Origin of the sequence: Sphingobium scionense (assembly GCF_014197035.1) — a bacterium.
GTDB classification, from domain to species: Bacteria; Pseudomonadota; Alphaproteobacteria; order Sphingomonadales; family Sphingomonadaceae; genus Sphingobium; species Sphingobium scionense.
The window spans coordinates 121,925-146,663 of record NZ_JACIEU010000013.1; the positions used below are offsets into that span (position 1 = coordinate 121,925).

Here is a 24,739-nt window from a genome sequence, read left to right on the forward strand (position 1 = left end):
ATAAGCCACCAGAAAGGAAAATGATGAAGATCGTGATCTCCGCCGCGCTGCTTTCTTTGGTGTCGGTTCCGGCTTTCGCCCAAGCAGTTGCCCCATCCACGTCAGGAACGATGACCAGCGCGGATGTCGGGGTAGAGCCGATTGCCAGCCAAAGCGGCCCAAACTACGTTCTCGCCGCGTCGGACGCGAACGTCTATCAGATAAAGGCTGCCCAGCTTGCCGCAACGCGCGCGCAGCGGGACGACGTCAAATCCTACGCCAAGCGCGTCCTAGCCGAGGCACAAAGCAGCCAGAAAGCACTGATGGCAGCGCTCAAAAACGATCAGCGCACGATCAAGGCACCATCGTCAGCGTTGTCGGCCGACCGCGCTGCTCTTGTCAAGTTGCTGCAAAAGGCACCGAAGAGCGCTTTCGATAACCTTTATCTCACCCAGTCGGCGAAGGTGCAACAAGCGGCGTGGGCAATCCACAAGGGATACGCCCAAGACGGCACCGACCCAGCGCTGCAGCAGATCGCCGGCACGGCTGTTCCCGTGCTGGAAAACGAACTCACCACCGGCAAGTCACTCACACCCTCCGGGCTTGCGGGAAGGTGAACCTAGCTGGGCCGGGCCGCATAGCTCCCGGCGGCCTGGCCCAGCGTTTTGAACACCTTTTTATGATGGCATAATTCGATGAGGATACAACCAGTAAAATCTATCGATTTCTAGTAAGTGCCAATATGACCACAGCAATTCCCCATGAAGCTAGCGATATGTATATTTGTTGACTAAAGAGAACCGCTCCGCCTACGATCAGACCGGCAGCGAGTATATCTCTTTGGGGCGACGGCCTCTCCTTGTTCGGTGATGGTAATGACACGTGAACCGGGATTGTACCTGACTTTGCTACTTTCTCCACCAGTCCAATCAGGTCGGGAGAGGCTGCGGCCAAGCGGCCGATCCCTGTTGCCAGGCGGCGCCCACCTTTTCTCAGTTCGGCAGGACTAATTCGCTCGCGCGCAAGCTCGCGGGCGATCGGCATCGCCCTAGCCGCGATATCGAACTCTGGGTCTAGAGTCCGTACCAATCCCTCGGCGGTCAGTAATGTGCGCAGGAGCAAAGCAAGGTCGGGCGGCAATGCCAGACGGTATTGGCGCAGTAACGTGAACACGCGCGAGAATATCTCGGACAGATCAACCTGTTTCAAGACAGCGCCACGAAATTGACCGATCAAAGACTCAAGATCCCTTTGCAACCCATCCACCTCAACGGTCCGGTCGCCTGACCAGTTTATCAGCACATCCGCGACCGCGCGCGGATTTTCTCCCGCGATAGCGAGGACCAAGGTAACCAGCTCCGAGCGACGGTTTGGAGTCAGCGTTCCGGTGGCACCGAAGTCGATGAAAGCGATCTTTCGGCTTGGAAGCACGAATACGTTCCCCGGATGGGGATCTGCGTGAAACCGGCCGTAAAAGATGATCATGCGCAATATGGCGTCCGCGTAGGCGCCTGCAATTGCGGCCGCGTCTGTTACCTCGTCTGCTGCTATAAGGACGCCGCGCACCGAGACTCCTTCAAGCCGCTCCTGGACGTTGACGCGGCGGCCGACATAGTCCCAAAAGAATTTCGGTGTCCTCACGCCTAGCGTGTCGAGAAATGACCCAATCCCCTCACATGCTGCCGCTTCGGCGCTCAGATCCATTTCTTGAGACAGGCTCTCGGCGAAGAAGCGAAGCAGTTCGTCAATCTTGAGCCGCCGCAGTTCCGGCGAGCGCCGTTCGGCCAGGCGCGCAAGTCGTCGTAGCAATCTCAGGTCGGCGTCGACGCGGGTCGCTATTCCCGGGCGGCGCACCTTGACGACAACTTCGGTTCCATCGGAAAGGGCTGCACCGTGCACCTGGGCAATCGACGCCGCGGCGATTGGTATCCGATCGAAGCGCGCGAAAACATCAGCAACGGGCGCACCGAGAGACGAGACGAGTTCGGGTTCGATCTCGTGGAATGGTACCGCAGGAACTTGATCCTGTAATGTCGATAGCGCATTCACCCACTCCGGCCCCAGAAGATCGCCACGTGTGGCGAGAAGCTGGCCCAGCTTTATTGCGACCGGGCCTAGGTCGCGAAGAAGCGCGACTACCCGAGTTGATGCGTCCGGCTCGACGGACCATGTCAGCGGACCGCTCGCCAACCCAACGCGTGAGGCGAGGCCGCCGAGTCCGTGACGTGCGAAGATTCGCGCGAGCTCTCCAAATCTTTCCCGCTCACTCAACGGAATATCATCTGCGACCTCGGTCATTGCATATTCTCGGTTCCGAGTGCGGGAGGTAGACAGCCAATAATAAAAAGCTCGATGCCCCGTCTGACTCGGGCGCGGGCGTTTTCATCATAGGCCGGGGGGGCGAGGCCGAGTGCCGCGCGGCGCATCGGTGCTACGACCACGAGGGTCACGAACTGTTCAGCGGCGAAAACGGGATCCGGTAGATCGAGTTCACCCTTGGCGGCAGCAGCCCCGAGAATGCTCGCCACCCACTGAGCGGCGCGCTGAAAGCCGAACTCGTGAATGTTGGCGGCAAGCGCAGGAAAGCGCACGGCCTGCGCGATCACGACACGTTCCATTGAAGCGATACGTGGCGTAAGCAGCCACTCGAGAAGCACATCGGCTATCGACTGCAGCCTGTCCACGACAGCAAGATCCGCATCGACGGCCGGCTCCAGCGCCCGAAGTTGCGTGTCAATCTCGTCGAGGATCACAGCTTCGAACACACGCGCTTTGCTGCCGAACCTGGCGTAAAGGGTCCGCTTCGAGACCTTTGCACCCTCGGCGATCATATCAGCGCTCGCGCCGTCAAAGCCATGTTCGAAGAACATTTCACGAGCGCTTTGCAGAATATGGGAGGTGAGGCGGATCGCTGCCTCTGCCGTTGGCCTGCCAGTCCGACCGCCCCGCTTGCCGCTCCCCGATCGCACCTTCATTTCAATCTCGCCTCCGCGATGCCTGATAGTCGCTGAAGCTGAAATCGGCGACCGGTTGCCAAGATGCGCCACCATGTCCTGCTCACGCGCTCACGGCCACCGCCTTGTTCAATATGGGGAGGTCCCTGAATACAATCGGGGGCGGTCCCGAGGATGAACGTCACTCGTACCACGAAACGCTGGCGCTAGCGCGATGGTGGTGGCGACTGTTTTGCTGAATTGTAATCGGGCAACTTTGGCGCCCCGAACAGCTGGAGTCCTTCGCGATCAACGCGCTCGACCTGGTCGCCGAGGCGCTGTGTCGTGGATCGCGCCGAGCGAACGGACTCTGTGACCTCACGGCTTCGGCCTTCGAGGGCGCGAACGGCCGGGCGCAGCGCCTCCACATCGCCACGAAACTCTTCCGCCGCGCGCTGAGCGCTGCTCAGCTTGTCATCGATTCCAAGGCTGGCATCGCGACGCGCTTCCAGCTTGGCACGGATGCGGCCCGCTCGCTCGCCAGCGCGAGCGATTGAAGCGCCAGTGCTGAGGATCCGTCCGCGCGACCCGGTTAGCGTTTCAGATAACCGCGTCGCCCTGTCCGGCCACGCCGAGGAGGCGGCGCTGAGCGCTGCCAGTCGCTCGCGCGTATGCTGCTGTCCCCGGGCATCCAGATTGCTGGAAACATTGTCGACGGAACGGCTGATCTTTTCGATGAGTGCCATCGGGTCTCCGCCGGAACCCAGGAGCCCTCCCTCCTTCGCGGGGATGACGGGCAAGCCGCCATCGGTGGAAGCAGTGATCGCCGCGGCGCCCTTCACACTGCCGTCGATCGTGATCGTGGCGTCATCCCCGAGAAGCGACCGCACTATTTCGGCCTTAGCTCCATCCAAGATCGGGATGTCTGGATCTAGCCGCACCGTGACGAGGGCTACTGACGGATCTTGAAGGTCGAGACGGACATCGGTCACAACGCCCGCCCGAACCCCGGCATATGTCACGGAAGCGCCGCCCTTCAGCCCCCGGACGTCGTCGCTGAACCGGATCACGAAGTCTTGGCCATCGGGACTTTTGGCCGTCATCAGCCAGAAGGCGAAAACCGCGAGGGTCGCAAGCAGCGTGCCGACGACCAAGAAAACCAACAAGCGGTTTGAGCGCGTCTCCATACCTCCACGCAACTTAGCCAAGCAGCCATCAGATGTAAACCGTCCGGTGTATTTCCATATTTGCTGTTGACGCCTCATTGGTGCTGGGAAAGATTGCGCCACCGTGAGGAGAGCGATTTGGCCGACGTTCCGGGTTTCGCAGGCATAATCATTCCATGGAGTGCCGAACTGGATCTTGTGACGATCTCGGCGGACGATGGGTTGTGTTCGATGAGATTGCCCAGTCGGGCCGCCTTGGCGGACCATGCCGACGGGATCGCGCCCGGTGCGGTGGCAAGCCTCATCGACCATGTGTGCGGAGCCGCCATCATGTCGCGGCAGATGCCGATCTCGATCTCGACGCTGAACCTGAAGATCGACCATATTCGACCGGCGACGCCTGGGTCCGATGTGACGGCCTGGGGACATTGCTACCGGATGACCGACGCATTCGCCTTCGTGCGCGTAGAGGTCTGGGACCAAGACCCTTCAGATGTATTCGCCACGGCACAAGCCGTCTTTTCGGTGAAACACCGGGCAGCGGCATGAGCGCCGACGCGAAGATACAAGCGATCCTTGCCTCGTCGGGGTTCAGCTCGAAGCTCGCCAAGATGATTTCGGTCGAGGAGGCTGGCGCGCTCTGGAAGCTGTCTCCGACCGCGGAACTCGTCGGCAATCCGTTGGCTCAGGCGCTTCACGGCGGCGCCATCACGGCGTTTCTCGAACTGGCATGCGGCGCTGTCCTGTCACACCGGCTCGACCGAAACTGTCTGCCCCAACTCATTAGCATCAATGTGCAGTTTCTTGCCCCGATGCGGCTCGCCCCGGTCACGGCGCAGCCAAATCTGCGCAGGATCGGGCGGCGCGTCGCGGTCGCCCACGTTGATGCATGGCAGGATAGCCCGGACACGATTGTATGTGCGGCACAGTGCGAATTTCTGTGTGAATTCGCCTGACGCTGATTGGTCTCGCCGCGCGTCGATATCGGGGGGTATAGGTTAGCCCGGCGGCGACCGAAAACTGATCGGCTTCGCCAACGTCGACGACGGCGGGGCTCTGCTTATGTCTTGCGAGCATTCGGCCGTAGGCACTCCAGTCCCTATCCCGAACCCACGGCGGAGATCCCTGCTCAGGTTCTGGAAAGCGAATGCTGTCAAGTTGAAGCGCTTCCAGCCGGGATTATGGTGGAATACGCCCACACGCTTGCAGCCGCGACCGCAGGCGTCATGTTGGATGGGTGCGTCAGCCGGCCAATCGCTTTTTTCCGATCAAAATCGAAGGTAGAAAACAGCCGCATCAATTACTATGATACGATACGGTTTACATATTACAAGGTTGAAGAGTGGCAGATCGCAACGAACCCGAGACAGATGCGAGCGGGCATGACGACGAAGGGGAAGAGCGCGGCGACCGACCGACTGGCACTGATGGGGATGCGCCAGATAAACCGGGTCTCCTGACGCGATATCCCGTTATCCGCTACGCGCTGATCGCGGCGCTGGTGGCCGGGATCGTCGCGGCCGCCATGTGGTATGTCAATTATCGGGAACGCGGGCAGTATCGTCAATCGACGAACAATGCGTATGTGCGGGCCGACTTCGTGACCGTTTCTCCCAAACTGGGCGGTTATGTCGAACGGGTTCTCGTGCGTGACAACCAGCCCGTGAGACGCGGGCAGCTTCTGGCAGTGCTTGATCCGCGGGACTATCGTGCAAGCGTCGCACAGGCGCAGGCGCAGGTCGCCTCGGCCGTTGCCGGCATCCGGACAGCACGCAGCACGCTCGACGAGCAGCGCGCGGCCATCGCGCAGTCGGCGGCGCAAGTGTCCGCAGCCGAAGTCGCCGCCGAGGCCGCAGCCGCGGAGGTCCGGCGGTACGAGCCGCTCGCGCAGTCCGGGGCGGAGTCGCGCGAGCGGCTGGCGGCCCTGGTGGTCGATCGCGATCGCGCGGTCGCCAACCTGCGCGCCCAACGCGCCACCTATCTGGCGGCAAGGCGCGGGCTGGAAACGCAGAGTGCCCGCATCGGCCAGGCTCTGGCTCAACGGGAAACCGCGCAAGCGCAACTCGACCGCGCCTCGACCGACCTTGGCGCTGTCGAGCTTCGCAGTAGCATTGACGGCGTGGTTGCCGACAAGGCGGTGCGGGTGGGGCAGTTCGTCCAGCCCGCGACCCGGCTCATGTCGATCGTGCCGGCGAACCAGCTCTATATCGAGGCGAACTTCAAGGAGACCCAGGTCGCCCTCATGCGCGTCGGCCAGCCGGCGACCATCAAGGTCGATGCGCTGGACGGGGCCGAACTGCGCGGCCGGATCGACAGCTTCGCACCCGGCACCGGTGCGCAATTCTCGGTGCTGCCGCCCGAGAACGCGACCGGCAACTTCACCAAGATCGTCCAGCGTGTGCCGGTGAGGATCAGCATCGAGGCCGGACCCGAAGCGCGCAAGGTCCTGCGGCCCGGACTATCGGTGGAGGTCACGATCGACACCATCGGTGCGAAGGGCAGCCGCAAGCGGATCGAGGAGGAGAGCGAGCGGCTTGGGCGCGACGAGGCGCAGGTCCAGCGACGATGACCCGTGAACGCGCAAGCGCGCGGGACTGGCTTGCGGTCGCCGCGGGCACGATCGGGTCCTTCATGGCGCTGCTCGACATCTCGATCGTCAACGCGGCGCTGCCGACAATTCAGGGGGAAATCGGCGCCAGCGGGACCGAGGGGACCTGGGTGGCAACGTCATACCTGGTCGCCGAGATCGTCATGATCCCGCTCAGCCCCTTCCTTGTACGGCTACTGGGCCTCCGAAATTTCCTGCTCGCCGCCGCCGTTTCGTTCACCGGCTTCTCGGTGATCTGCGGCCTCTCGACGACGCTGCCCATGATGATCGCCGGTCGCGTCGGTCAGGGATTCACCGGCGGCGCGCTCATTCCGACCGCCATGACGATCATCGCCACGCGGCTGCCACCCTCACAGCAGCCGATCGGGACCGCGGCCTTCGGCGGGACAGCCATCCTAGGACCCGTGCTCGGCCCGATCATCGGCGGATGGCTGACCGACAATTACAGCTGGCACTATGCGTTCTTCCTGAACGTGCCCGTGTGCGCCGGCCTGGCTGTGCTGCTGCTCGTCGGCCTCGATCACGAGCGCCTGCGCCTCAATCAACTGCGGAACGCCGATTGGCTGGGCATAGCTGGGCTGGCGATCGGGCTCGGCTCGCTCACCGTCATGCTGGAGGAGGGGCAGCGGGAGATGTGGTTTGAATCGGCGATGATTATCAAGCTCGCCATCGCCACGGTCTTTGGGTTCACACTCATCGCCATCGGCCAGGTGAGGTCGCCTCAGCCAGTCCTGAAATTGTCATTGATCTTCAGCCGCACCTTCGGCAGCGTGTTCGTGCTGAGCCTCGTGATCGGCGTCGTTCTCTACGGGGTGACCTTCCTGATCCCTCAGTTTCTGGCGGTAATGGCCGGCTACAGCGCGCTGCAGTCGGGGCAGGTCGTGTTTGTGTCCGGCATCCCCGCGCTGCTGATGATGCCGTTTCTCCCGCTCGCCTTCAAATATCTCGATGTCCGCGTGGCCGTCATCATCGGAATGGTCGCCATCGGGATCAGTTGCGCGATGGATTGGAGCATGACGGCGGACACCGCTGGCGGCGACCTCGTCGGATCGCAACTGGTCAGGGGTTTCGGCCAGATCTTCGCGATGATGTTCCTCAATCAGGCCGCGATCAGCGCCGTCGCGCCCGAGGACGCGGGCGATGCGTCCGCCCTCTTCAATGCGGGCCGCAACCTGGGCGGGTCCATCGGTCTCGCGATGATGGCAACCCTGCAGGATCGTCAAACCTTCCTGCATTTCAATCGGATCGCCGAATCAGCGTCGGCGAACGCGGCGGCGACGCAGGAATGGTTCGGTCGCGCGATGGCGGGGGCGGCCGGCGAAGCCGGGGCGTATCGTCAACTGGCAGGCCAGATGCTCCAGCAGGCGACCGTGATGGCCTATAACGACCTCTATGTCGTCCTTGCGATTGCGATCGCCGTCACGACCCCGCTGGCGCTGTTCCTTCGCCCCATCCCCTCCGGCACCCAGATGGCCATGCATTGATGATCCGCTTCCTGATCCCTGTACCACTCCTGCTTGCCGGCTGCACGGTCGGACCCGACTATGCGGGGCCACGCCCCGTCGCGAGTGCCGAAAGAGCGGGTGCGACGTTCCGCCGCGCCGACCCTGCCCAGACGGTTGCCGATCGTCCGCTGGCGCGGTGGTGGGAGGCGATGGCCGACCCGCGCCTCAACGCGCTCGTCGAGCGTGGGCTCGCTGCCAGTCCCGATGTCGCGATCGCAGAGGCGAGAGTGCGCAAGGCCCGCGCCGCGGCGCGTGAGCAACGGGCCAACCGGTCGCCCTCGATATCAGCCACTGGGACCGCCATCATTGCGGACCTCCCCGCCGGATCTCTCGCTCTCCCATCGCAGGGAGAGCAGGACGACCGGATCAAGGCCGAGTTCTATAACGTGGGCCTCGACGCCTCCTGGGAGATCGACCTGTTCGGCGGGCGCCGCCGCGCCGCGGAAGCCGCCTCCGCGCAGGCGGACGCGGCCCATGCCAACGTGGCGGATGCGCAGGTTCGCCTCTCCGCCGAGATCGCCGATAATTACGTGACGTTGCGGGAACTTCAGCAGCGCCTGGTGCTGTCGCGCCAATCCTCCGAGTTGCTCGCACGGTCGCTTGCACTTCTCGAGCAGCGCGAGCGGCGCGGCGCGTCGTCGCGCGACGACGTCGTCCGCCTGCGCACCGAACTCAACCGGACGCAAGGCGGCCTGTTACCGCTCGAAGGCCAGATCGCGGTGACGCTCGACCAGCTTGCGCTGCTCACGGGCGACGAGCCCGGTGCCCATGATGCCACCCTCTCCTCCTCCGGGGCCATCCCCTCCGTCCCGGCGAGCGTCGCGATCGGCGATCCTGAGGCGATGCTGCGGCGCCGGCCCGACGTCCGGGCCGCCGAACGGCAACTGGCCGCTGCCACCGCGCAGATCGGCGTCGACGTCGCGCGCCAGTTCCCCTCGGTCAGCATCATGGGAATCATCGGACTTGGCGGCCCGAATATCGGCGACGTCGTGGATACCGACAACGTGTCGAGCTTGTTGTTGCCGCGGATCAACTGGAGCTTTCTCGACTTCGGCCGCAATCGCGCCCGGGTGGAGCAGTCCCGCGCCGGACGGGACGAGGCGGAGGCGCAGTATCGCAAGTCCGTCCTTGCCGCCCTGTCCGATGCCGAGACGAGCCTGTCGCGCTTCGGCAATCTGCGCGCGACCCTCCTGTCGAGCTACCGGAGCGCTGAGGGCGCCCGGCAGTCTTCTCGCTTCGCAGACCAGCGGTTCGAGCGCGGAGCTGCACCGCTGACGTCGTCCATAGACGCAGAACGCGCGGCGCTGACGGCGGACATCTCCGCAGTGGAAGCGCAGGGACAGTTCGTTCGTGCGTTTGTGGGCCTCCACAAAGCGCTCGGGCTCGGCTGGGAGGGGTCCAAAGACCGCTAGTCCATGCCATCCGTCAGTGTCTGCTGAAGGAGCGACTAGCGTCGCTGCCAACGATAATGTCTTGCGTGCGATTTAATTGCCAGCGATAGGACTGCGTATAGGAATCGAAAGTCTGGCAGGAGAACCTATGGGTCATCTCTATACTACCAAGGTCACGGCTATCGGAGGTCGCAGCGGGACCGTTCGCAGCGAAGACGGGATCCTCGATCTGCAACTGGCGATGCCAAAGGAACTTGGCGGCAAGGGCGGTGCCACCAACCCCGAACAGCTCTTCGCGGCCGGCTATGCCGCCTGCTTCGGGAATGCGGTCATTCATGTGACCCGTGCGCAGGTCGACAGGGTTCGCGACGAGGATGTCGAGGTTACCGGCGAAGTGGGGCTGCTCCCCGACGACCGGGGTGGCTTCAGGCTCACCGTAACGCTTGGCATTGCGATCACGGGCGTCGATCAGGCTGCAGCCGAGAAAATCGTTCAGGCTGCTCATGCCGTCTGTCCCTATTCGAACGCGGTGAAAGGCAATGTCGACGTTCAACTCGACGTTACCACGCGGTGAGCGACGCGGGGCTGACCTTGGGGCTGGAGGAAGACCCGCTCCTGCTCGACCGCCAGATCTGCTTCCCGCTCTATGCAGCGACCAATCTGTTGGGCCGCCTCTATGGCCCGGTGTTGGGGAAGTTGAACCTCACCTATCCACAATATCTCGACATGCTGGTTTTGTGGGAACAGCAGCCGCAGACGATCGGGGCTCTGGGTGCACGACTCTATCTCGACAGCGGCACGCTGACGCCGCTGCTTAAGCGGATGGAGGGTGCGGGTTTGCTTTCCCGCGCCCGCGACCCGAACGATGAGCGGCGCGTTGTGGTCACGCTGACCGAACGGGGCAAGACGCTTCGGAGCCAGGCCTTGCACGTTCCTGAGACTATGGCGAACGGCTACAACGCTGAAGGCGTAGATGCGCTGCGCGACAGCGTGCGCGATCTGGTTTCCATCCTGGCGCAGCACAGCACGCGTTCCCGAGGTTCAAAGACCGCCTGAAAAAAACTCCTCGTTCCTTGATCGGAGAATTCATATGCTACGCTCCTTCCTTATCGGTCTGGTGGCGGGTCAGCGCGGCATGACCCCGCTGGCCGTGATTGCCACGGCCACCCGCCGGCAGGAGATCGCGCCCCACCTTCCGCTCCAGGAATTGATGCTGAACCCGATCATCGCCGCCGGCACTGCTGCCATGGCGGCAGCCGAGATGGCGGGCGACAAGATGAAGACAGCGCCCGATCGTACGGTGCCCATCGGTCTGGCCGTTCGCAGTGTCACCGCAGCCTACGCGGGTGCTGCGCTGGCGCCGCGCGACAAGCGCGTGTTGGGTGCTGTTATTGCAGTTGGCGCAGCGCTGGCGTCCTCCCACGCCGGCCTTGCGGCGCGCAGGTGGTCCATGCGGCGTTTTGGCCAGACCGGCACCGGCTTTGTTGAGGATGCGATCGTCTTCGGCAGCGGCTTAGCCGTTAGCAATCCTTCCCTGGTCTCGCATCAGGCTTGATCGTTCCTACTGGGCTTAGCGTCAGATCGAGAAGACCAAGGGCCTCGCCCAATACTTCATTGCTGGGATTCATCCCCTTCTCCCTCCGCGCCGATGCCGGAATATGTCGGTAGAGTGTAGGTATCGACACGCCGATCGCCGGCGCGACTTCACGCGCCGCATCACCGTCTTTAGCCCAAGACTTGCTGCCGATCGAGCGCAAGAACCGGGTCTGAGGCCGGCCTCACCAGCCACGGCACCGAACTGAAAATCGCCGAGCATTACACCGACACCGGCGGGGCGACCGATCATGTCTTCGCCCTGTGCGCCATGCTGGGATTTCGTTTCTGCCCGCGCTTGCGCGACTTTCCCGACAGACGGCTCGCGCCGATCGCGCCGGTCACGGCCTATCCGTCCATCACCCCGCTGTTGGGCAAGCGTATCCGCACCGACATCATCGGCGAGCAATGGGATGACGTGCTGCGCCTCGTAGGATCGATCAAGGCCGGCCACGTCGCCCCATCGATCATGCTCCCGAAGCTCGCCGCCTATGAGCGGCAGAACCAGCTCGACGTCGCGCTACAGGAAATCGGCAAGATCGAGCGGACGCTGTTCATGCTCGACTGGCTCGAAAACCCCGATCTGCGTCGGCGATGCCATCCCGGCCTCAACAACAGCGAACAACGCCATGCCCTGACGCAGGCGATCTACACCTTCCGCCAGGGCCGTATCATCGACCGCAGCCATGAGGCGCAACAATATCGGGCATCCGGCCTCAACCTGGTCATCGCCGCGATCGTCATTGGAACACGATCTACATGGACGCCGCCGCTTCCGCTGGCCGCAAGGTCCTCAATCTGCCGCCCGATAGCCGCGTCGCCTGAACGTTCGCTGATTGTTCGCCCTAAGCGTTGTTTAGCGTACCATCCACGCTATGCCCTCTAAAATGGAGGTATCCAACTTTATCATCCCTTTATCGGCCGAGCGGTAGTCAGTTTGCAACCGCGTGCAACGGCCAGTCCGCGAAGAAAGCCGCGCCTGACAAGTCCCGCGTCCAGCGCGGCATTGTAGCGGCGTTCTGCCGGTGCCGCCCCGCTCACCTCCCGAACTAGCCCGCGAAACGGGATGAGCGCGTTCACGACCGTCTTACCGCCGGCTTCGGCGAGCTTGCCAGCGCGATTTTCCTTCGTGCCATGTCCCGGCACATAGTCTGGGCCAAGGACCTCGCCGAGTTCGGCCATGGAAGCGCTGATCTGGGAGCATGTACGCGCCCCAGTAGTCGCATATGGGTCTTGAGCAGCGCGTTCTAAAACGGGAGGTATTTCGCGTTTTTTGGCGCCCACGTCGCGCACTGGCTGGGTCGCGATGTCGCCCGCCTTGTTCAAGGTGTTAGCAACGGGCCTCTTGTCCTCCTCCGTGGATGGGGTCGTTGGACGCACTTCTTGAGCCTGAGCGGTTGCTGGAAGAACTAAAATGGCCATAAGCGCCAGTTTGGGAATACGTGATAGCATGCGCACGTAACGCAATAGGCGTTTGAACGTTGCAATCAAATTACCATGGCAGTTTGAAATCTCCGTACCAATAATCATAGCTTGGCACTTCCATTCAAGTTTTCGGGGCAAAACGCCCGAGAAAAACTCGGGCACAATTTACGTCACTACGGACTGCTTGATTGAGTACGGACCCTCGTCCATTCGACGAGCTGGACGAGATATTGATCCGTGGCCACGCTGAACGCCGAGACGATCGCACTCACCCGATTGTCCTGCGCCGGAGCATCGGTCTCGAAGCGGCGGGTCGCCACCACCGTCCGGTCGCTCATGCGGAACAGGCGTGCCTCGCCCTCCACGCGCACGACCGGCGGGTCCTTTTTACCCGCTGCGGGTACGTAAACGGCCTCGAACCGATCGACCGATAGCTGAAGCGCATAATCGACGCCGGATGCCTGGCGCGGTGTCGTCAGCAGAATTTCGGATGCATGCGCGGCGAACACGGTTCTTGCCAGTCCAGCCAGCATGTCCGGTGCCGGAGTGACCCATCGGGCATCCTTGAGGTACAAGGTTTCAGCCCCGCGGCTGACGAGGATCCGATCGCTTCGCGCCTCGGCTGCGAAGTCGATCGGCAGGAAAATGATCGCCCGGCGGGCAGCAGGGTCGGATGCTTGCTGTACAGGCGGATCAAGAGCGGTTTCCAGCCGAAAAAGATTGTCGGGCTTCCCGCCGCCGAGCAGTGAGCCCACACAACCGCCGAGCAGCAAGGCGAGGCCCAAGGGAGCGATTTTCCCGATCCGGTTCACCGTGGTAACTCCAGTTCCTTGCCAGAGCCCTTTGTCAGCGTGGCGCGCGGATCGCGCCGCACGTCGCGTATCAGGCCATCCAGTGATTTCGCTGTTTCCTGGAGCTCTAGCATTGTTGCGTTGATGTTAGGCAAGGTTGTCGTCCCGATAGCGCTGCTCTGCGTGTCCAGCTTTGCGATGACTCCGCGCGCGTCGCGGATCCCGAGCTTTAGTTCAGCGGCAGCATCGGAAATGTCGGAGAAGGCCTGGCGCCCGTCGCCGTTGGCGATGGTGCGCACGGATCGCGCCGCGTCCTGGATGTCCGTCGCGGCAAGGTCTAGCTTGGCCAGTGCCGAACTTGCACGATCAAACATTGCGCGGTTCTCGACGAGCGCGTCTGAGGTTTCCCGGACGTTCTGAAATGTTTTCTCGGCATTGGCGATTGTTCGGTCGGACAGTACACGGTTGACGCGGTCAAGCGCATCCGCAGCCTTCTGGATCAGTTGTCCGCCCCCCTGCAGGAGTGACGAGAGCGCATTGCCCTTGCTACGGATGACGGGGCGCTCCTCCTTCGAGACCTTATTCAACAAAGGACGACTGGGTGTGCCGGCGCTGATCTGGACTATGCTTACGCCGGAAATGCCCTCGCTTTCGAGAGTGGCGACCGAATCATCGCGCACCGGCGTTCCAGCCTTGATCTGAATATCGGTGATGACCCGATTGGGGTCGCGTGGGTCCAGATCGATCCGTTCGATCTGGCCTACCTTGATTCCGTTGAACTGGACTTCCCCGCCCTCGCTCAGGCCTCGGACGGGTCCGCGAAAGAGGATCCGATAATCATCGACCTTCCGGTTGATTTGCAGACTGCCGAGCCAGATCACGAAGGCGGCAGCCGCAATGAAGACGATTGTCGAAATTACACCAACCAAGGCGTAGTGGGCGTGACGCTCCATCAGTTATAAGTCCTTTGCGCGGCGCGCCCGCGCGGCCCCTGGAAAAAGTCTCTTACCCATGGATGTTCCGACCGTTCGAGATCTTCCACAGGCGCGACGGCAATGACCTTCCTTTCGGCGAGGACGGCGACCCGGTCGCAGATTGCATGGAGCGTATCGAGATCATGGGTGATCAGGAAAACGGTGAGGCCAAGTGCGTCACGCAGGGTCCGGATCAACTCGTCGAACTCATTTGCGGCAATCGGATCGAGACCGGAAGTCGGCTCATCCAGAAAGAGCAGCGCTGGATCGAGCGCGATCGCTCGCGCGATTCCGGCCCGTTTTCTCATTCCGCCCGACAGCTCCGCCGGCTTCTTCGCACCGGCGTCTTCGGGTAGTCCTGCCAATTTGATCTTGAGCGCAGCCAGCTTTCCAACAAGTTCCATCGGCAGGTCTGAGTGCTCGAGGAACGGCGCCTCGACATTCTCCTGCACGGTCAGAGCCGAGAACAGCGCTCCGTTCTGGAAAAGGACCCCGATCCGCCGCTCGACTTCGTCGCGCTCGCCCCCCTCCTGAATGTCATGGCCGAACAGTTCGACTTTACCAGCATCGGGCGTCTTTAGTCCGAGTATCGTATTTAGCAGAACCGACTTGCCTGATCCCGATCCGCCGACGAGCCCGAGGATTTCCCCCGCCTTCACGTCGAGATTCAAATCGTCGTGAATAAGCGTGTCGCCGAACTCCGTTCGCAGACCGGTGACGCGGATCGGCGGCGCTGCGCTTCCACGATCGGGCGCATCACTGGTCACAGATCAAGCTCCATGAAGATCACGGCGAAGATCGCGTCAAACATGATGATCAAGAAAATCGACTGGACGACGGCGGAGGTGACACCCTTTCCGAGACTTTCCGTATCGCCGCTGACCGCAAGTCCCTTGCCGCATCCCGCGGCGGCGATCACCAAGGCGAAAAAGGGCGCCTTGACGAGCCCGATCCAGAAATGCGTCAAGCTCACGGTGTCGACCGTGCGTTCGAGAAAGAAGACCGGGCTGATGTCCATCGTGGCCCAGCTGACCAGCAGTCCGCCCAGGATGCCGCCGATGTCGCCGCAGAAGGTCAGGATCGGAACCATCAGAAGCGCGGCAAGGACCCTCGGCACAACAAGGGCGTCGAATTCGTCAACGCCCATAACCTTCATCGCATCGACTTCCTGGTTCATGCGCATTGCGCCGATCTCCGCCGCGAAAGCAGAAGCGGACCGGCCGGCAAACAGGATTGCGGCGATGACCGCCCCGAACTCTCGCAAGATGGCTACGCCGACCAGCTCCACGGTGAAGGCGGAAACGCCAAACGTCGAAAGCAGGTTGGCGCCGACAAGCGCCACGATTGCGCCGATGAAGAAGCACATCATCATCACGATCGGAATTGCATTGATGCCCGCCTGCTCCATCACGCTGAAAAGCGGTGTCAGGCGCAAGCGCTTCGGGTTCCTGAGGTGCCGGCCTAGCGCGACAACCAGGCGCCCTTGGAAATCCATCACCGCCCAGATTTGGCCTATGAATCTTTCAACCTGCCTGCCGATACGAGCAAAGAACGTGTTAATGGCGGAGGCTGCGGGCTCGGTAACCTGGCGGGCTTCGGACGGTGCGCCCACCAGATCCGCGAGCCGGCGAAGATCCTGACGATCACTGGCCTCCAGCGGCGCTGTTGAGCCGAGCGCTTCGACGAGTGCCAAGGCACCCGCACTGTCCACGTGACCGAGGCTCTGAACGTCCAGCGCTTTGGGCCGGGAACCTTCGGTGAGCGACCGCATGATTTCCGTTGGCAGGTTGCCCAGTCCGAATGCGGTCCAGTCGCCGCCAATCGCAAGGCAGAGCCCTTCGCCAGACTGGCGCAGCTCGTAACGTGCGGACTCGACGCCGACTTCAAAGGGGGGGTTGTGGCCCGGCACGCTCATCAAAAACCGATATCTCCCCTAAACGCTAATCATCGAGGAACAAGCCCAGAATGAGCAACTTATGGAACTAATCATGTCGTCATGTCCTTGTCGCCTAAAATCTTTAAAGATCCCCCGCCCTCCCCCATGTCAACAAACAGAGTTATCCGATCTTTACGCCCCGCCAGTCCCGTTTCTTCTTTCTCGGTCTGGCAGACCGATCGGCCGCTGGTGCGGCCTCGTCCCGGCCGTCTCTGTCCGCCAACAGCGGCGTCGATCGCTCCTCGATGAGCGCGCGCAGCCGAGTGCGGCCCCGCGCTATGCGACTTTTGACCGTTCCTGTGGTAACGCCGAGCCGCATCGCGGCCTCTTCGATCGACGCGCCCTGGCTCGCCAGCAGCACCGCCTCGCGCTGATGGGGCGGCAGTTCGCCGAGCGCCCAATCCGCATCCCGCAGCCAGATGGCGAGGCTCTGGGTCTCGTCCACCTTCAGCATCCGGTCGCGCGCCTCCTCGGGAAGGTCCGCCTGAAAGCGGGCGCGACGACGACCGGTGAGGAAGTTGTTCTTCATCACGGTTCGAGCCCAGGCAATCAGGCTCGTCCCGGCCGCGAAGCTGGCCCGCGCGCTCCAGCAGCGTAGCAGGGTATCCTGCAAGAGGTCGTCGGCGTCCGCACCGCCCGCGGTCAGCCGCCGGGCATAAGCGCTGAGCGCGGCCGTCTGCTCGATCAGTGCCGCTCCGAAATGATCGTCGGGCATGGCGACTGGGGAAGCATGGACGGGCACCTCGGGCGGCATCTTGTTCTCCGGACAGGCTTTTCCTGCCCTCAGGTGATATAGGGTACGCAAGGCGGGAATGTTGCCGGCTAGAATGCTTCGAGCCCGGTTCGTCCCGTCCCGGGCGATCGGAGCTGTGCCCGCTATAGAGTAAGATTGATACGGCCGAAGATCGGCAAAGATCTCTTTTAGGCATCGTCGCCTTTCTTCTCCGCGCCGATTGCATCCTGCGCAGACGCCGGAAAATGCCGGTAGAGCGTAGGGACCGATACGCCGATTGCCGGCGCGACTTCGCGCACCGTCATCCCCGACGCGAACAGCCTTCGAGCTGCTTCAATACGCTTGGAGGTCATCACTGTCTTTCTCCCACCGACCCTCCCCTCGCGCCTTGCGGCTATCAGTGCGGCTGTAGTGCGCTCGCGAATGAGATCACGCTCCATTTCAGCTAATGCAGCGAGAATGCGGAACACGAACTTGCCAGCCGTTCCTGACGTGTCGATACCGTCGGTTATCGAGCGCAGACCAATGTCGCGCATCTCCAGCTCGATTGAGAGATCGATTAATCCCTTGGATGTTCGACCTAGCCGATCCAGTTTCCAGATTACCAGTATGTCGCCGGAGCGCGCATGCGAGAGGGCTTCAGCTAGGCCGGCACGATTGGCATTGGACCCACTAGCCTTGTCGGTGAATGTACGCTCGCAACCCACCGCGCGGAGCGCGTCGAGCTGAGGTGTTAGATCCTGTTCGGGCGTCGAGACGCGGGCGTAGCCAATCAGCATGGGTTATTCTCAAAACTTACCGTCCGCACCTATCACGAGCCAGCTCAATCGAGAAAGTGTTTTGATACGTGCTGCACGCCTGCTATGCTTTCTCACATGGTCCCGCTTCATAATCGATCGTTTGTGAGAAGGCCGCGGGGGCTGTCCCGTCCGTCGGTTTCCGAAAGCACGAATGGCGATGCCAACGCCGTCGTCCGGTTATCGAAAGCACGAACTTTGACCGTAAAATCGGCCATCACAGGGGAGCGCCACCGGGCAGCAGCCCTAATCTTCGTGCTTTCGACAACCGGCCGGAACCCGATGGGGCTGCGGACCACATGAGCTTGCCTATCCAACAGGGCGACCTGTTTTCGCTCGATAGCCCGCTGTTGAAGGAGGTTCGCGGCGAACGGTCGCTGATGGCGTTCCCGTTCTTTGCGTTGGGCAAGGGTAAGTGGACCAAGCCGCTCGCCTACAAGACCGACGCGGTTTCGATCGAGATCGTCGCCACCGCGAAGGGCGTTGCGACGATCTACGACAAAGAGGTGTTGCTTTACATCGCGAGCCTCATGGTGGCGAAGCTGGAGGCCGGCGTGGACGTCTCCCAGGACTTCTATTTTACCGCTCACGACCTATTCCACGTCACCGGCGTCAACGGCTCGGCCCGCTCCTATACGCGCCTGTCGGACGCGCTGGAACGGCTACAGGGCACGAAGACCGGCGCTTCCGAACGAGGTGTTGCCGGAAGACGACCGTCAGCCTCGAACTGCTTCCGCAAATCCCGTCGCCAGGCCTAGACTTGCGACGGATCCAACCCGTGACGGCGCGCGACGGCGCTGACACCTTCACCTACGTAACACTCGGCGACAATCGAGGCCTTTACCTCAGGCGGCCAGTCCCGTCGCTTGCCCGCGCCCGTGAATACCTCAAACCGCTGCGCGCCCTTGCTCACAGGATCATCACTCGTGATCATCATAGTAGCAGCGCACCCCAGTCCGTCAGGGCGCGGAGACTCGGCGCTGCTTCCTACGACCGCAAGGTGGGGTCAGGGCTCCGCTTACGGACAAGCCAAACTCGAGCGGGCCACAATTGCCACGGTGACGAGCTGGGTGCGCCACCGAGATTTACCAGCATGATCGGAAGCTTGTTGACTATGAACACCATGCGGCCGGCAAAGTTGATATAGCGCCGCCTTAAAACTACGCTGTCTAGAGTCGTTCCTACTCGGCAGGAACCGCTATCGCATCCTTCATCCGCCGGAATGCCCGGTGCGATTCGATATTTTCCGGTGCCAGCCCAAATGCAGTCTGCCGCGGAATGTCCTGCGCGTTGATCTCATCGTAGCGCAGGTAATAGGCCTTGTGCATCCGGTAGAAGGGTATCTCCGGATAAAGGTGATGGATCAGGTGATAGTTCTGATAGACCAGCAGGGGGGTCAGCAGCCATTCGAGCCCGAACCGCATGGTCGTCGCCATATAGGGCCTGCATCGCAAGTGGGCCGATGCCACCGAGTTCCGCTTCGGCAAGGAGCCTGCCGCGTTGGCGGCATAACCCTGAAAGAAGGATCTGAGGCATACGCAGAACAAATTTTTGCCCGAGAGGGCGAAATCCGGATCGTCCACGGGGACGATGGGCGAGGTGATCTCGTTGAGAGCCCCCAACCTGCAGCGCCAATCCCCGCAAGGTCGTGAAACAGATTGAGACGCCTTGCTCTCCTGACCCCATCATGCGGCGGCCACAGCGCCGACCGCGAAGAGAAGCGCGTGACCCGTGCGATGAACCGGAAAAGCCGACAGGAGTTGACTTCAACAGCCCCAATCAGAGAGGACTCTCAGAAGTGCTTCCGGAAGGCGATCGAGGCCGCGATCTGGCTATGCGTCGCTTCGATCGGCGCGGCCGTGTTGGGAGGCCCGTCATTGGACACGCTCTTGGGAAAGGCATAGGTCAAAGCGAAATCGAGGGCACTGTTCTTGCCGAGCGCCCAGGAACCGCCGCCCGTGATGTTGGTGGTCGGTGTGGACGGGATGATCGCCAACACCCCGTGGCCCGGGGTGGGCTCGTCCGCATAGTGAAAGCCGCCCCGCACCGCGAAGCGCGGGGTCAGTCGATATTGCACACCCACGCCGACCACATTGGTGTCCCGGTAGTTGGTCGGAAAGGACAGATTGATGTCGGCGCCCGAAGCGTCGTCCTTGAAACCCACCGAGACATTCTTCATCGCGCTTCCCCAGAACATGCGCTGATAGTCGACCGCCACGGAGAGCCTGTCCGAGAACTCATGGAACACGCCCGCCGTGAATTGCGCGGGGCCCTGGAAATCGCGCACCCGCACCTTCCCGCTGAGCGGGATGTTGCCGGCCACCGCACTCACCGCGGTAAGCGTCGAGTGGCCGGTGAGATCGCTGACCGAGGTCTTAAAACTATAGACGATGCCCAACCGCGTTCTGCGCGATACCTGATAGGTCGCGCCGAGCTTGCCGCCGATGCCCCAACCCTCGGCCGCTCCGCCGACGATGCTGTGGTTGGTGAAGTTCAAATAGCCACCCGAGAGCTGGGGAATGCCGAGCAGGGTCGGCACCAGCGACCCGGACAGGCGCTGTTGGGCGGCGAGCGTCCCGATCTGTGATGTGTCGAGGAGCAGCCCCACGTTCATCGAGGTCCAGACCACGTCCAGCGAGCCGCCGACCGCAAGCCTGTCCGTCACCTGGTAGGCGGCTGAAACCGGAATCCGCAGCGTCAGCATGCGAGAGAAGTTTCGCAGGCCCGTGTCGGTGGTATTGGTGACGGTGCGCGACAGAAAGCTGTCCGCGGCATATTGGGTTCCAACGCCGGCTGCCGCGAAGGAGCCGATGCCCAGCGTGTATCGCCCCTTCCGGCAGACGAAGGCGACCTCCGGCGCATAATAGGGCCCGTTATTGGTGCCCTCGCTGTTGGAATGCGCGACCTCGCCCGTTGCGGTATTCCGGATCTTGAGATTGCTGGTGATGATGTCGCCACCGATCTGGCCGTCGCATCCGTCCGGCATCAGCGCGAGCGTTGCGGGATTGATCATCATGCCGGCCGGGCCGATGTCGTAGGCCGCGCCGGTTCCGCCCATCGCGATCGACGTCGGGCCATAGCCGATGAAATTGAAGCCATCTGTGGCATGAGCGCTGCCGGACCAGAACAGCGCCATGCAGAAACCCGATGCCAATACTAACTTGCTTTTCATTCCCCGTCTCCCTTCTTGCGCGTCGCCTATGCTGACGATCGCGGCCTATTGATCCCTGCTGTCTGTGAACTTGTCGTAGTGAATGTCGTCGACCGAAATGCCATGGTGGGTCAGCCCGGTAATGGCCGCATCGACCACCTTGTCGTAGACGCTGTCCTGGACGAACAGCCGGATGGCCGCGAAGCAGATTTGGCCCGAATTGAAGAACATCGCCAGTACGGCGCCCAGCCCCACTTGATCGAGATCGGCATCGTCAAACACGATTCTCGGCGACTTGCCGCCAAGCTCGAGCGTGACCCGCTTCATGTCGCCCAGCGAATATTCGACGATCTTCTTGCCGACAGCGGTCGATCCGGTGAAGGTGATCTTGTCGACACCCCGGGTGGCTGGCGAGCGCCTCGCCCGCTTCATGGCCATAGCCGTTGACGATGTTAAGGTCGCCCGCGGGCAGGCCCGCCTCGAGGCACAGCTCGGCCAGGCGCATCGTGCTGAGCGGGGTCAGCTCGGAAGGCTTGACGACCACGGTGCATCCGGGGCCAGCGCCGAAGCAATCTTCCAGGAACCGAGCGCCAGTGGATAGTTCCCAAGGCGTAATGGCCCACCACGCTGACCGGCCCACACCTCGTGTAGGCATTCCACCGGACAACTGCAGGTCTGGCCCCCACTGCATCCATAATCTTGACGTTCTGGTCCGCGCTCTCATCCAGCAGACGATCGGAAAACTGCGCACGATAGCTACTGCCATATTGCCCCTGAAACCACGAGGTTGCTCCCTGTACGCGTCGAGTGCTGCAGGCGCGACAAGGCGCGCATGGGCGCCGATCATCGGCACTTTGCTATCCATTGAGAATTCCAACCATGGCTGGCGCTTTCAGCAATGTTCAGCAGCCGATATCAAATCGGATATACCAGATACCGGGGCAGAACGGACGTATCGAGCTCGGCCCGTCTGGACAGCAGCTTCAACGCACCGGCTTTTTCCAAACGGATGGTATCAAGATATTGACCCGCAGCCAGGACTTGGGTGATGCCGCTATCGGTGGGCGTCATGAAGAGCGAGAAATTCGATCGCATCGAGATAGTAGAGGCATCGGCGCGTTGATACGCGACGCGCTGGACGAAGTGACGGGTGCGATAGTCCTGGAACGTACCGACCCAGATATCGTTCACGAAAGTGACGCGATCCTCGAGCCGGGATCGGCAATCGTCGTACATGAACCCCAGGGCGAGACCATTTTCCGAATTTTCGGCGGCACGGCAGATATAGGAGGCCTCGTCTTCCTCGGAATAGTTAGCGAGCCAGCCCATCATGTCCTTGCTATCGAGCGCGCTTGCATCGGCCATCAAAAGGGCGTCGAGCGCGGATTCGAGCGTGGTGTCGGTTTGCATCATGCCTCGGCCCTCTCAAAACCCATCACCGATCGGTAATATTCCCAACGGGGAAGATTGCCGCTCTCGTCGTTCTGGAGGAACTCCGACTCCAGCTTCGACTGGTCGTGCACGCCCTTCTGGAAAATCGCATTGCCGGGCGTATGGTTGCCAATATGGATGCGATGGAAGATCGATGCGTCCTCCATGCTGATCAGGCCGCAGGGTCCCAGCAGGTTGGAGCTTTGCCGCAGACGATGGAGGACCATGTCCTCATCGTCGTCCTGGTGCGCGAAATAGGCGTAGTGCACTTCCACCGTCTCTTCGTCGATCGGGGTCGCGAAGCGCAGGTTGATCACATCGAGATGCTTGGTCGAGACGAAGGTCGGGAAAAGCATAACAATGCGCGAGCCGACCGCAGGGTCCTGCCCCTTGAAGGCGATCAGCGAATCGTCCTTGAGTACCGTCGGACCACTGACCACCGACAACGCCGATTCGAAACAGACGTGGCCATGTTTCGTCGCGGCGAACTGGCGTCCCTTGCCGCCTTGCCAATTGAGCAACTTGAATGCCTGGTGGAGCAACGGCGCATGGTAGCCGTCGTTGTCGGTATAGGACTTCCAGTTGCTGTCGTAGCGCACCTTCTGATAGCCCAGCAGCTTGAGCCTGCCGTCGCCCCCCAGCAGTTCGCGCAAGCTGTTTTGCGAATCGCCGAGGAATTCCGTCAACGTTTCGGTTTCTGCCGAAAGGGTCACGAAAATCAGGCCGTAGAAACTGTCGAACCGGGGCTGCGCCAAGGGATAGTCGGACTTGTCGAAGCCGGGCAGAAAATCGCGATGGTTGGGGCAACCGACCAGATCGCCCTTCGCATCGAACAGCCAGCGGTGATAGGGGCATTCGAATTCGGTCTTGTTCCCCATCACCGCGGTTTCGAGCTGGTTGCCGCGATGCGAACAGGCGTTGTAAAACACCCGCACGACGCCTTCCCTGTCGCGGGCGATCAGCAGCGGAACGCCGGCCAAGCGGAAGGTCTTGAAATCGCCTGGATTGGGCAACTCGCTTTCATGCGCGACCGGGTGCCATTCCTGCCCGAAAAAGATGCGCTTCATCTCTTCGGCGTAAATATCCTTGCGGGTGAACGCCGCCTTCGGAACCTCGTTGAAGTTCTTGGGCCAGGTCAAGCCAATTTCGGTCATCGCAATCCTCCTAGGCAGCAGCCCCCAATGCTTCGGCTTCGAGCGCTTTGCCCAGTTCGGCCCACATCTGACCGGACTTGCGCGCTCCCGCCAGATAGGGCTCCGGACAGAGATGGTAGGGCGGACGTACAGGCCCGGCCTTCATCCAGCCACCGGCGTCCATCCGCGCCTTTTCAAGCGCAATATTGTAGGTCGAGAATTCCTTGAAGCTGCCGTTCGGGAACAAGGGGGCTGCGGTCGGGCCGAGGCGGCCCATGAACGCCTTGGCCGCGCTCCAGTCGCCGCTTGCGCGGGCCTGGGCGACCAGGTCGCGCAGGGTGGTCGTCACCAGCGGGTGGCAGACCGCTCCGCTCGACCAGAAAGCGTCGACCGAATCATCCATCCGCGCCGCGCCATAATAGTCGAAGTCGATCGGCAGCAGCTTGATCCGGCCCCGGATCGCGGCCAGATCGGGCAAGAGGTTGGCGACGCCGATATATTTGGCGGTCACGACCTGCGGAATTTCAGCCACTTGAGCCCAGAACGGACGCGGGAAATCGAATTTGAAGGCTTCCGGGTTCGCGTAGATCGCGATGTTCATTTCCGGCACGGCTTCGGCAACGTCCTTGTAAAACTGGACAGCGACGTCGAGGCTAGGCGCGCACCACATCGGCACGCCAAGCATCGTGCCGTCGGCACCGAGCGCGAGCGCTTCCCGCGTCAGCGCCACCGTATCGCGGGTGTTGATGCAGGTCGTGCCGACGAAAACCGGAACCCGACCGGCCGCCGCGTCGATCAGCGCACGCATGAAATCCAGCTTTTCGTCATGGGTCATGGTCGCGGCTTCGCCCAGCGTTCCCATGCTCAGGATGCCGTCGATCCCGGCATCGATCAGCCCGTTGACCACGCGAGCAGTTTCATCGAGATCGACGGTCTTGGTCGCACGCCAGTCCGACGCGTTATCCTTGGACGGGGTCGGAATGATTGCCCAAGCGCCCTTGACATCGGCGGCGCTCAACAACGGTTTGGCCATGACTCATACTCTCCCAATGGAAATTGCCCGCCTCGAGCGGGACGTTCGCTATTGTGTAATGCTTTTCCTTATGTCACTTCAAGTCCTAATATCGGGCTCTTGCCGCTAATGGCAGGAATTGCCGAAGATCGAATAGGTCTCGTTCGCTGGGGCGGACGAC

At 61.8% G+C, this 24,739-nt stretch carries 26 protein-coding genes and 3 pseudogenes; 11 read left to right on the plus strand and 18 right to left on the minus strand.

Annotation, left to right across the window (positions count from 1 at the left end):
• Positions 1-20: 20 nt before the first annotated feature.
• Complete coding sequence (locus GGQ90_RS16435; protein ID WP_230588529.1) at positions 21-596, plus strand: DUF4142 domain-containing protein; 576 nt, start codon at positions 21-23, stop codon at positions 594-596.
• 100 nt (positions 597-696) lie between these two features.
• Here the strand turns inward: GGQ90_RS16435 and GGQ90_RS16440 are convergent, their stop codons facing one another.
• The 3 genes from GGQ90_RS16440 to GGQ90_RS16450 all read right to left on the minus strand — a co-directional run bounded on the left by GGQ90_RS16440 (position 697) and on the right by GGQ90_RS16450 (position 4,099).
• A complete protein-coding gene (locus GGQ90_RS16440) occupies positions 697-2,277 on the minus strand; it encodes an ABC1 kinase family protein (protein ID WP_025550796.1) in 1,581 nt (526 codons plus the stop codon).
• Positions 2,274-3,029 carry a TetR/AcrR family transcriptional regulator gene (locus GGQ90_RS16445; RefSeq protein ID WP_246428274.1) on the minus strand — a complete coding sequence of 252 codons (756 nt, stop codon included), beginning with the start codon at positions 3,027-3,029 and terminating at the stop codon, positions 2,274-2,276. The genes GGQ90_RS16440 and GGQ90_RS16445 overlap by 4 nt, the downstream gene beginning before the upstream one ends.
• A gap of 110 nt (positions 3,030-3,139) precedes the next feature.
• A complete protein-coding gene (locus GGQ90_RS16450) occupies positions 3,140-4,099 on the minus strand; it encodes an MlaD family protein (protein WP_025550799.1) in 960 nt (319 codons plus the stop codon).
• 117 nt (positions 4,100-4,216) lie between these two features.
• On the opposite strand from GGQ90_RS16450, the gene GGQ90_RS16455 reads away from it, so the two are divergent.
• The 9 genes and pseudogenes from GGQ90_RS16455 to GGQ90_RS16495 all read left to right on the plus strand — a co-directional run.
• Complete coding sequence (locus GGQ90_RS16455; RefSeq protein WP_025550801.1) at positions 4,217-4,627, plus strand: PaaI family thioesterase; 411 nt, start codon at positions 4,217-4,219, stop codon at positions 4,625-4,627.
• The gene (locus GGQ90_RS16460; RefSeq protein ID WP_188083125.1) at positions 4,624-5,034 is read left to right on the plus strand and encodes a PaaI family thioesterase; all 411 of its coding nucleotides are present in this window, start codon (positions 4,624-4,626) and stop codon (positions 5,032-5,034) included. The genes GGQ90_RS16455 and GGQ90_RS16460 overlap by 4 nt, the downstream gene beginning before the upstream one ends.
• A 386-nt stretch (positions 5,035-5,420) precedes the next feature.
• On the plus strand, positions 5,421-6,647 hold the full coding sequence (locus GGQ90_RS16465; RefSeq protein ID WP_188083126.1) for an HlyD family secretion protein: 1,227 nt from the start codon (positions 5,421-5,423) through the stop codon (positions 6,645-6,647).
• Positions 6,644-8,170 carry an MDR family MFS transporter gene (locus tag GGQ90_RS16470; RefSeq protein WP_188083127.1) on the plus strand — a complete coding sequence of 509 codons (1,527 nt, stop codon included), beginning with the start codon at positions 6,644-6,646 and terminating at the stop codon, positions 8,168-8,170. The genes GGQ90_RS16465 and GGQ90_RS16470 overlap by 4 nt, the downstream gene beginning before the upstream one ends.
• Positions 8,170-9,603 (plus strand): efflux transporter outer membrane subunit, encoded by a 1,434-nt coding sequence (locus GGQ90_RS16475; RefSeq protein WP_188083128.1) that lies wholly within the window; start codon positions 8,170-8,172, stop codon positions 9,601-9,603. Before GGQ90_RS16470 ends, GGQ90_RS16475 begins: the two co-directional genes overlap by 1 nt.
• 127 nt (positions 9,604-9,730) lie before the next feature.
• Complete coding sequence (locus GGQ90_RS16480; RefSeq protein WP_188083129.1) at positions 9,731-10,156, plus strand: organic hydroperoxide resistance protein; 426 nt, start codon at positions 9,731-9,733, stop codon at positions 10,154-10,156.
• Positions 10,153-10,638 carry a MarR family winged helix-turn-helix transcriptional regulator gene (locus GGQ90_RS16485; protein ID WP_283407084.1) on the plus strand — a complete coding sequence of 162 codons (486 nt, stop codon included), beginning with the start codon at positions 10,153-10,155 and terminating at the stop codon, positions 10,636-10,638. The genes GGQ90_RS16480 and GGQ90_RS16485 overlap by 4 nt, the downstream gene beginning before the upstream one ends.
• 34 nt (positions 10,639-10,672) lie before the next feature.
• A complete protein-coding gene (locus GGQ90_RS16490) occupies positions 10,673-11,137 on the plus strand; it encodes a DUF4126 domain-containing protein (RefSeq protein ID WP_188083130.1) in 465 nt (154 codons plus the stop codon).
• Between the two features lie 219 nt (positions 11,138-11,356).
• A pseudogene (locus GGQ90_RS16495) lies at positions 11,357-12,000 on the plus strand (Tn3 family transposase); the annotation flags it as partial.
• 81 nt (positions 12,001-12,081) lie between these two features.
• Here GGQ90_RS16495 and GGQ90_RS16500 read toward each other — a convergent pair.
• From GGQ90_RS16500 to GGQ90_RS16530, 7 genes are all read right to left on the minus strand, one after another.
• Positions 12,082-12,705: a hypothetical protein gene (locus GGQ90_RS16500; protein ID WP_379511687.1), complete on the minus strand. Its 624-nt coding sequence runs from the start codon at positions 12,703-12,705 to the stop codon at positions 12,082-12,084.
• 68 nt (positions 12,706-12,773) lie between these two features.
• Complete coding sequence (locus GGQ90_RS16505) at positions 12,774-13,412, minus strand: ABC-type transport auxiliary lipoprotein family protein (RefSeq protein WP_188083131.1); 639 nt, start codon at positions 13,410-13,412, stop codon at positions 12,774-12,776.
• Positions 13,409-14,344, minus strand: coding sequence for an MlaD family protein (locus GGQ90_RS16510; RefSeq protein WP_037508624.1), 936 nt, complete (start codon positions 14,342-14,344; stop codon positions 13,409-13,411). The genes GGQ90_RS16505 and GGQ90_RS16510 overlap by 4 nt, the downstream gene beginning before the upstream one ends.
• Positions 14,344-15,132 (minus strand): ATP-binding cassette domain-containing protein, encoded by a 789-nt coding sequence (locus tag GGQ90_RS16515; protein ID WP_188083132.1) that lies wholly within the window; start codon positions 15,130-15,132, stop codon positions 14,344-14,346. The genes GGQ90_RS16510 and GGQ90_RS16515 overlap by 1 nt, the downstream gene beginning before the upstream one ends.
• Positions 15,129-16,280 (minus strand): MlaE family ABC transporter permease, encoded by a 1,152-nt coding sequence (locus GGQ90_RS16520; protein WP_188083133.1) that lies wholly within the window; start codon positions 16,278-16,280, stop codon positions 15,129-15,131. The genes GGQ90_RS16515 and GGQ90_RS16520 overlap by 4 nt, the downstream gene beginning before the upstream one ends.
• A 142-nt stretch (positions 16,281-16,422) precedes the next feature.
• The gene (locus GGQ90_RS16525) at positions 16,423-17,016 is read right to left on the minus strand and encodes a sigma-70 family RNA polymerase sigma factor (protein ID WP_234906615.1); all 594 of its coding nucleotides are present in this window, start codon (positions 17,014-17,016) and stop codon (positions 16,423-16,425) included.
• A gap of 206 nt (positions 17,017-17,222) precedes the next feature.
• A complete protein-coding gene (locus GGQ90_RS16530) occupies positions 17,223-17,813 on the minus strand; it encodes a recombinase family protein (RefSeq protein ID WP_037508635.1) in 591 nt (196 codons plus the stop codon).
• Positions 17,814-18,130: 317 nt separating this feature from the next.
• On the opposite strand from GGQ90_RS16530, the pseudogene GGQ90_RS16535 reads away from it, so the two are divergent.
• A pseudogene (locus tag GGQ90_RS16535) lies at positions 18,131-18,508 on the plus strand (replication initiator protein A); the annotation flags it as partial.
• A 77-nt stretch (positions 18,509-18,585) separates the two neighbouring features.
• Here the strand turns inward: GGQ90_RS16535 and GGQ90_RS16540 are convergent.
• From GGQ90_RS16540 to GGQ90_RS16570, 8 genes and pseudogenes are all read right to left on the minus strand, one after another.
• Positions 18,586-18,768 carry a transposase gene (locus GGQ90_RS16540; protein ID WP_325414928.1) on the minus strand — a complete coding sequence of 61 codons (183 nt, stop codon included), beginning with the start codon at positions 18,766-18,768 and terminating at the stop codon, positions 18,586-18,588.
• 244 nt (positions 18,769-19,012) lie between these two features.
• Positions 19,013-19,453, minus strand: coding sequence for a fatty acid desaturase (locus GGQ90_RS29345; protein WP_037508636.1), 441 nt, complete (start codon positions 19,451-19,453; stop codon positions 19,013-19,015).
• 170 nt (positions 19,454-19,623) lie between these two features.
• Complete coding sequence (locus tag GGQ90_RS16550; protein ID WP_188083134.1) at positions 19,624-21,003, minus strand: OmpP1/FadL family transporter; 1,380 nt, start codon at positions 21,001-21,003, stop codon at positions 19,624-19,626.
• Between the two features lie 45 nt (positions 21,004-21,048).
• Positions 21,049-21,414 carry an aldehyde dehydrogenase family protein gene (locus GGQ90_RS16555; RefSeq protein ID WP_037508640.1) on the minus strand — a complete coding sequence of 122 codons (366 nt, stop codon included), beginning with the start codon at positions 21,412-21,414 and terminating at the stop codon, positions 21,049-21,051.
• A 19-nt stretch (positions 21,415-21,433) separates the two neighbouring features.
• Positions 21,434-21,847, minus strand: a pseudogene (locus tag GGQ90_RS29835) (aldehyde dehydrogenase family protein); the annotation flags it as partial.
• Positions 21,848-21,897: 50 nt separating this feature from the next.
• Positions 21,898-22,395, minus strand: a complete 498-nt coding sequence (locus GGQ90_RS16560; protein WP_037508646.1) for an aromatic-ring-hydroxylating dioxygenase subunit beta — start codon at positions 22,393-22,395, stop codon at positions 21,898-21,900.
• On the minus strand, positions 22,392-23,552 hold the full coding sequence (locus tag GGQ90_RS16565) for an aromatic ring-hydroxylating oxygenase subunit alpha (protein ID WP_246428275.1): 1,161 nt from the start codon (positions 23,550-23,552) through the stop codon (positions 22,392-22,394). The genes GGQ90_RS16560 and GGQ90_RS16565 overlap by 4 nt, the downstream gene beginning before the upstream one ends.
• 25 nt (positions 23,553-23,577) lie before the next feature.
• The gene (locus tag GGQ90_RS16570; protein ID WP_025548219.1) at positions 23,578-24,579 is read right to left on the minus strand and encodes a dihydrodipicolinate synthase family protein; all 1,002 of its coding nucleotides are present in this window, start codon (positions 24,577-24,579) and stop codon (positions 23,578-23,580) included.
• Between the last annotated feature and the right edge of the window lie 160 nt (positions 24,580-24,739).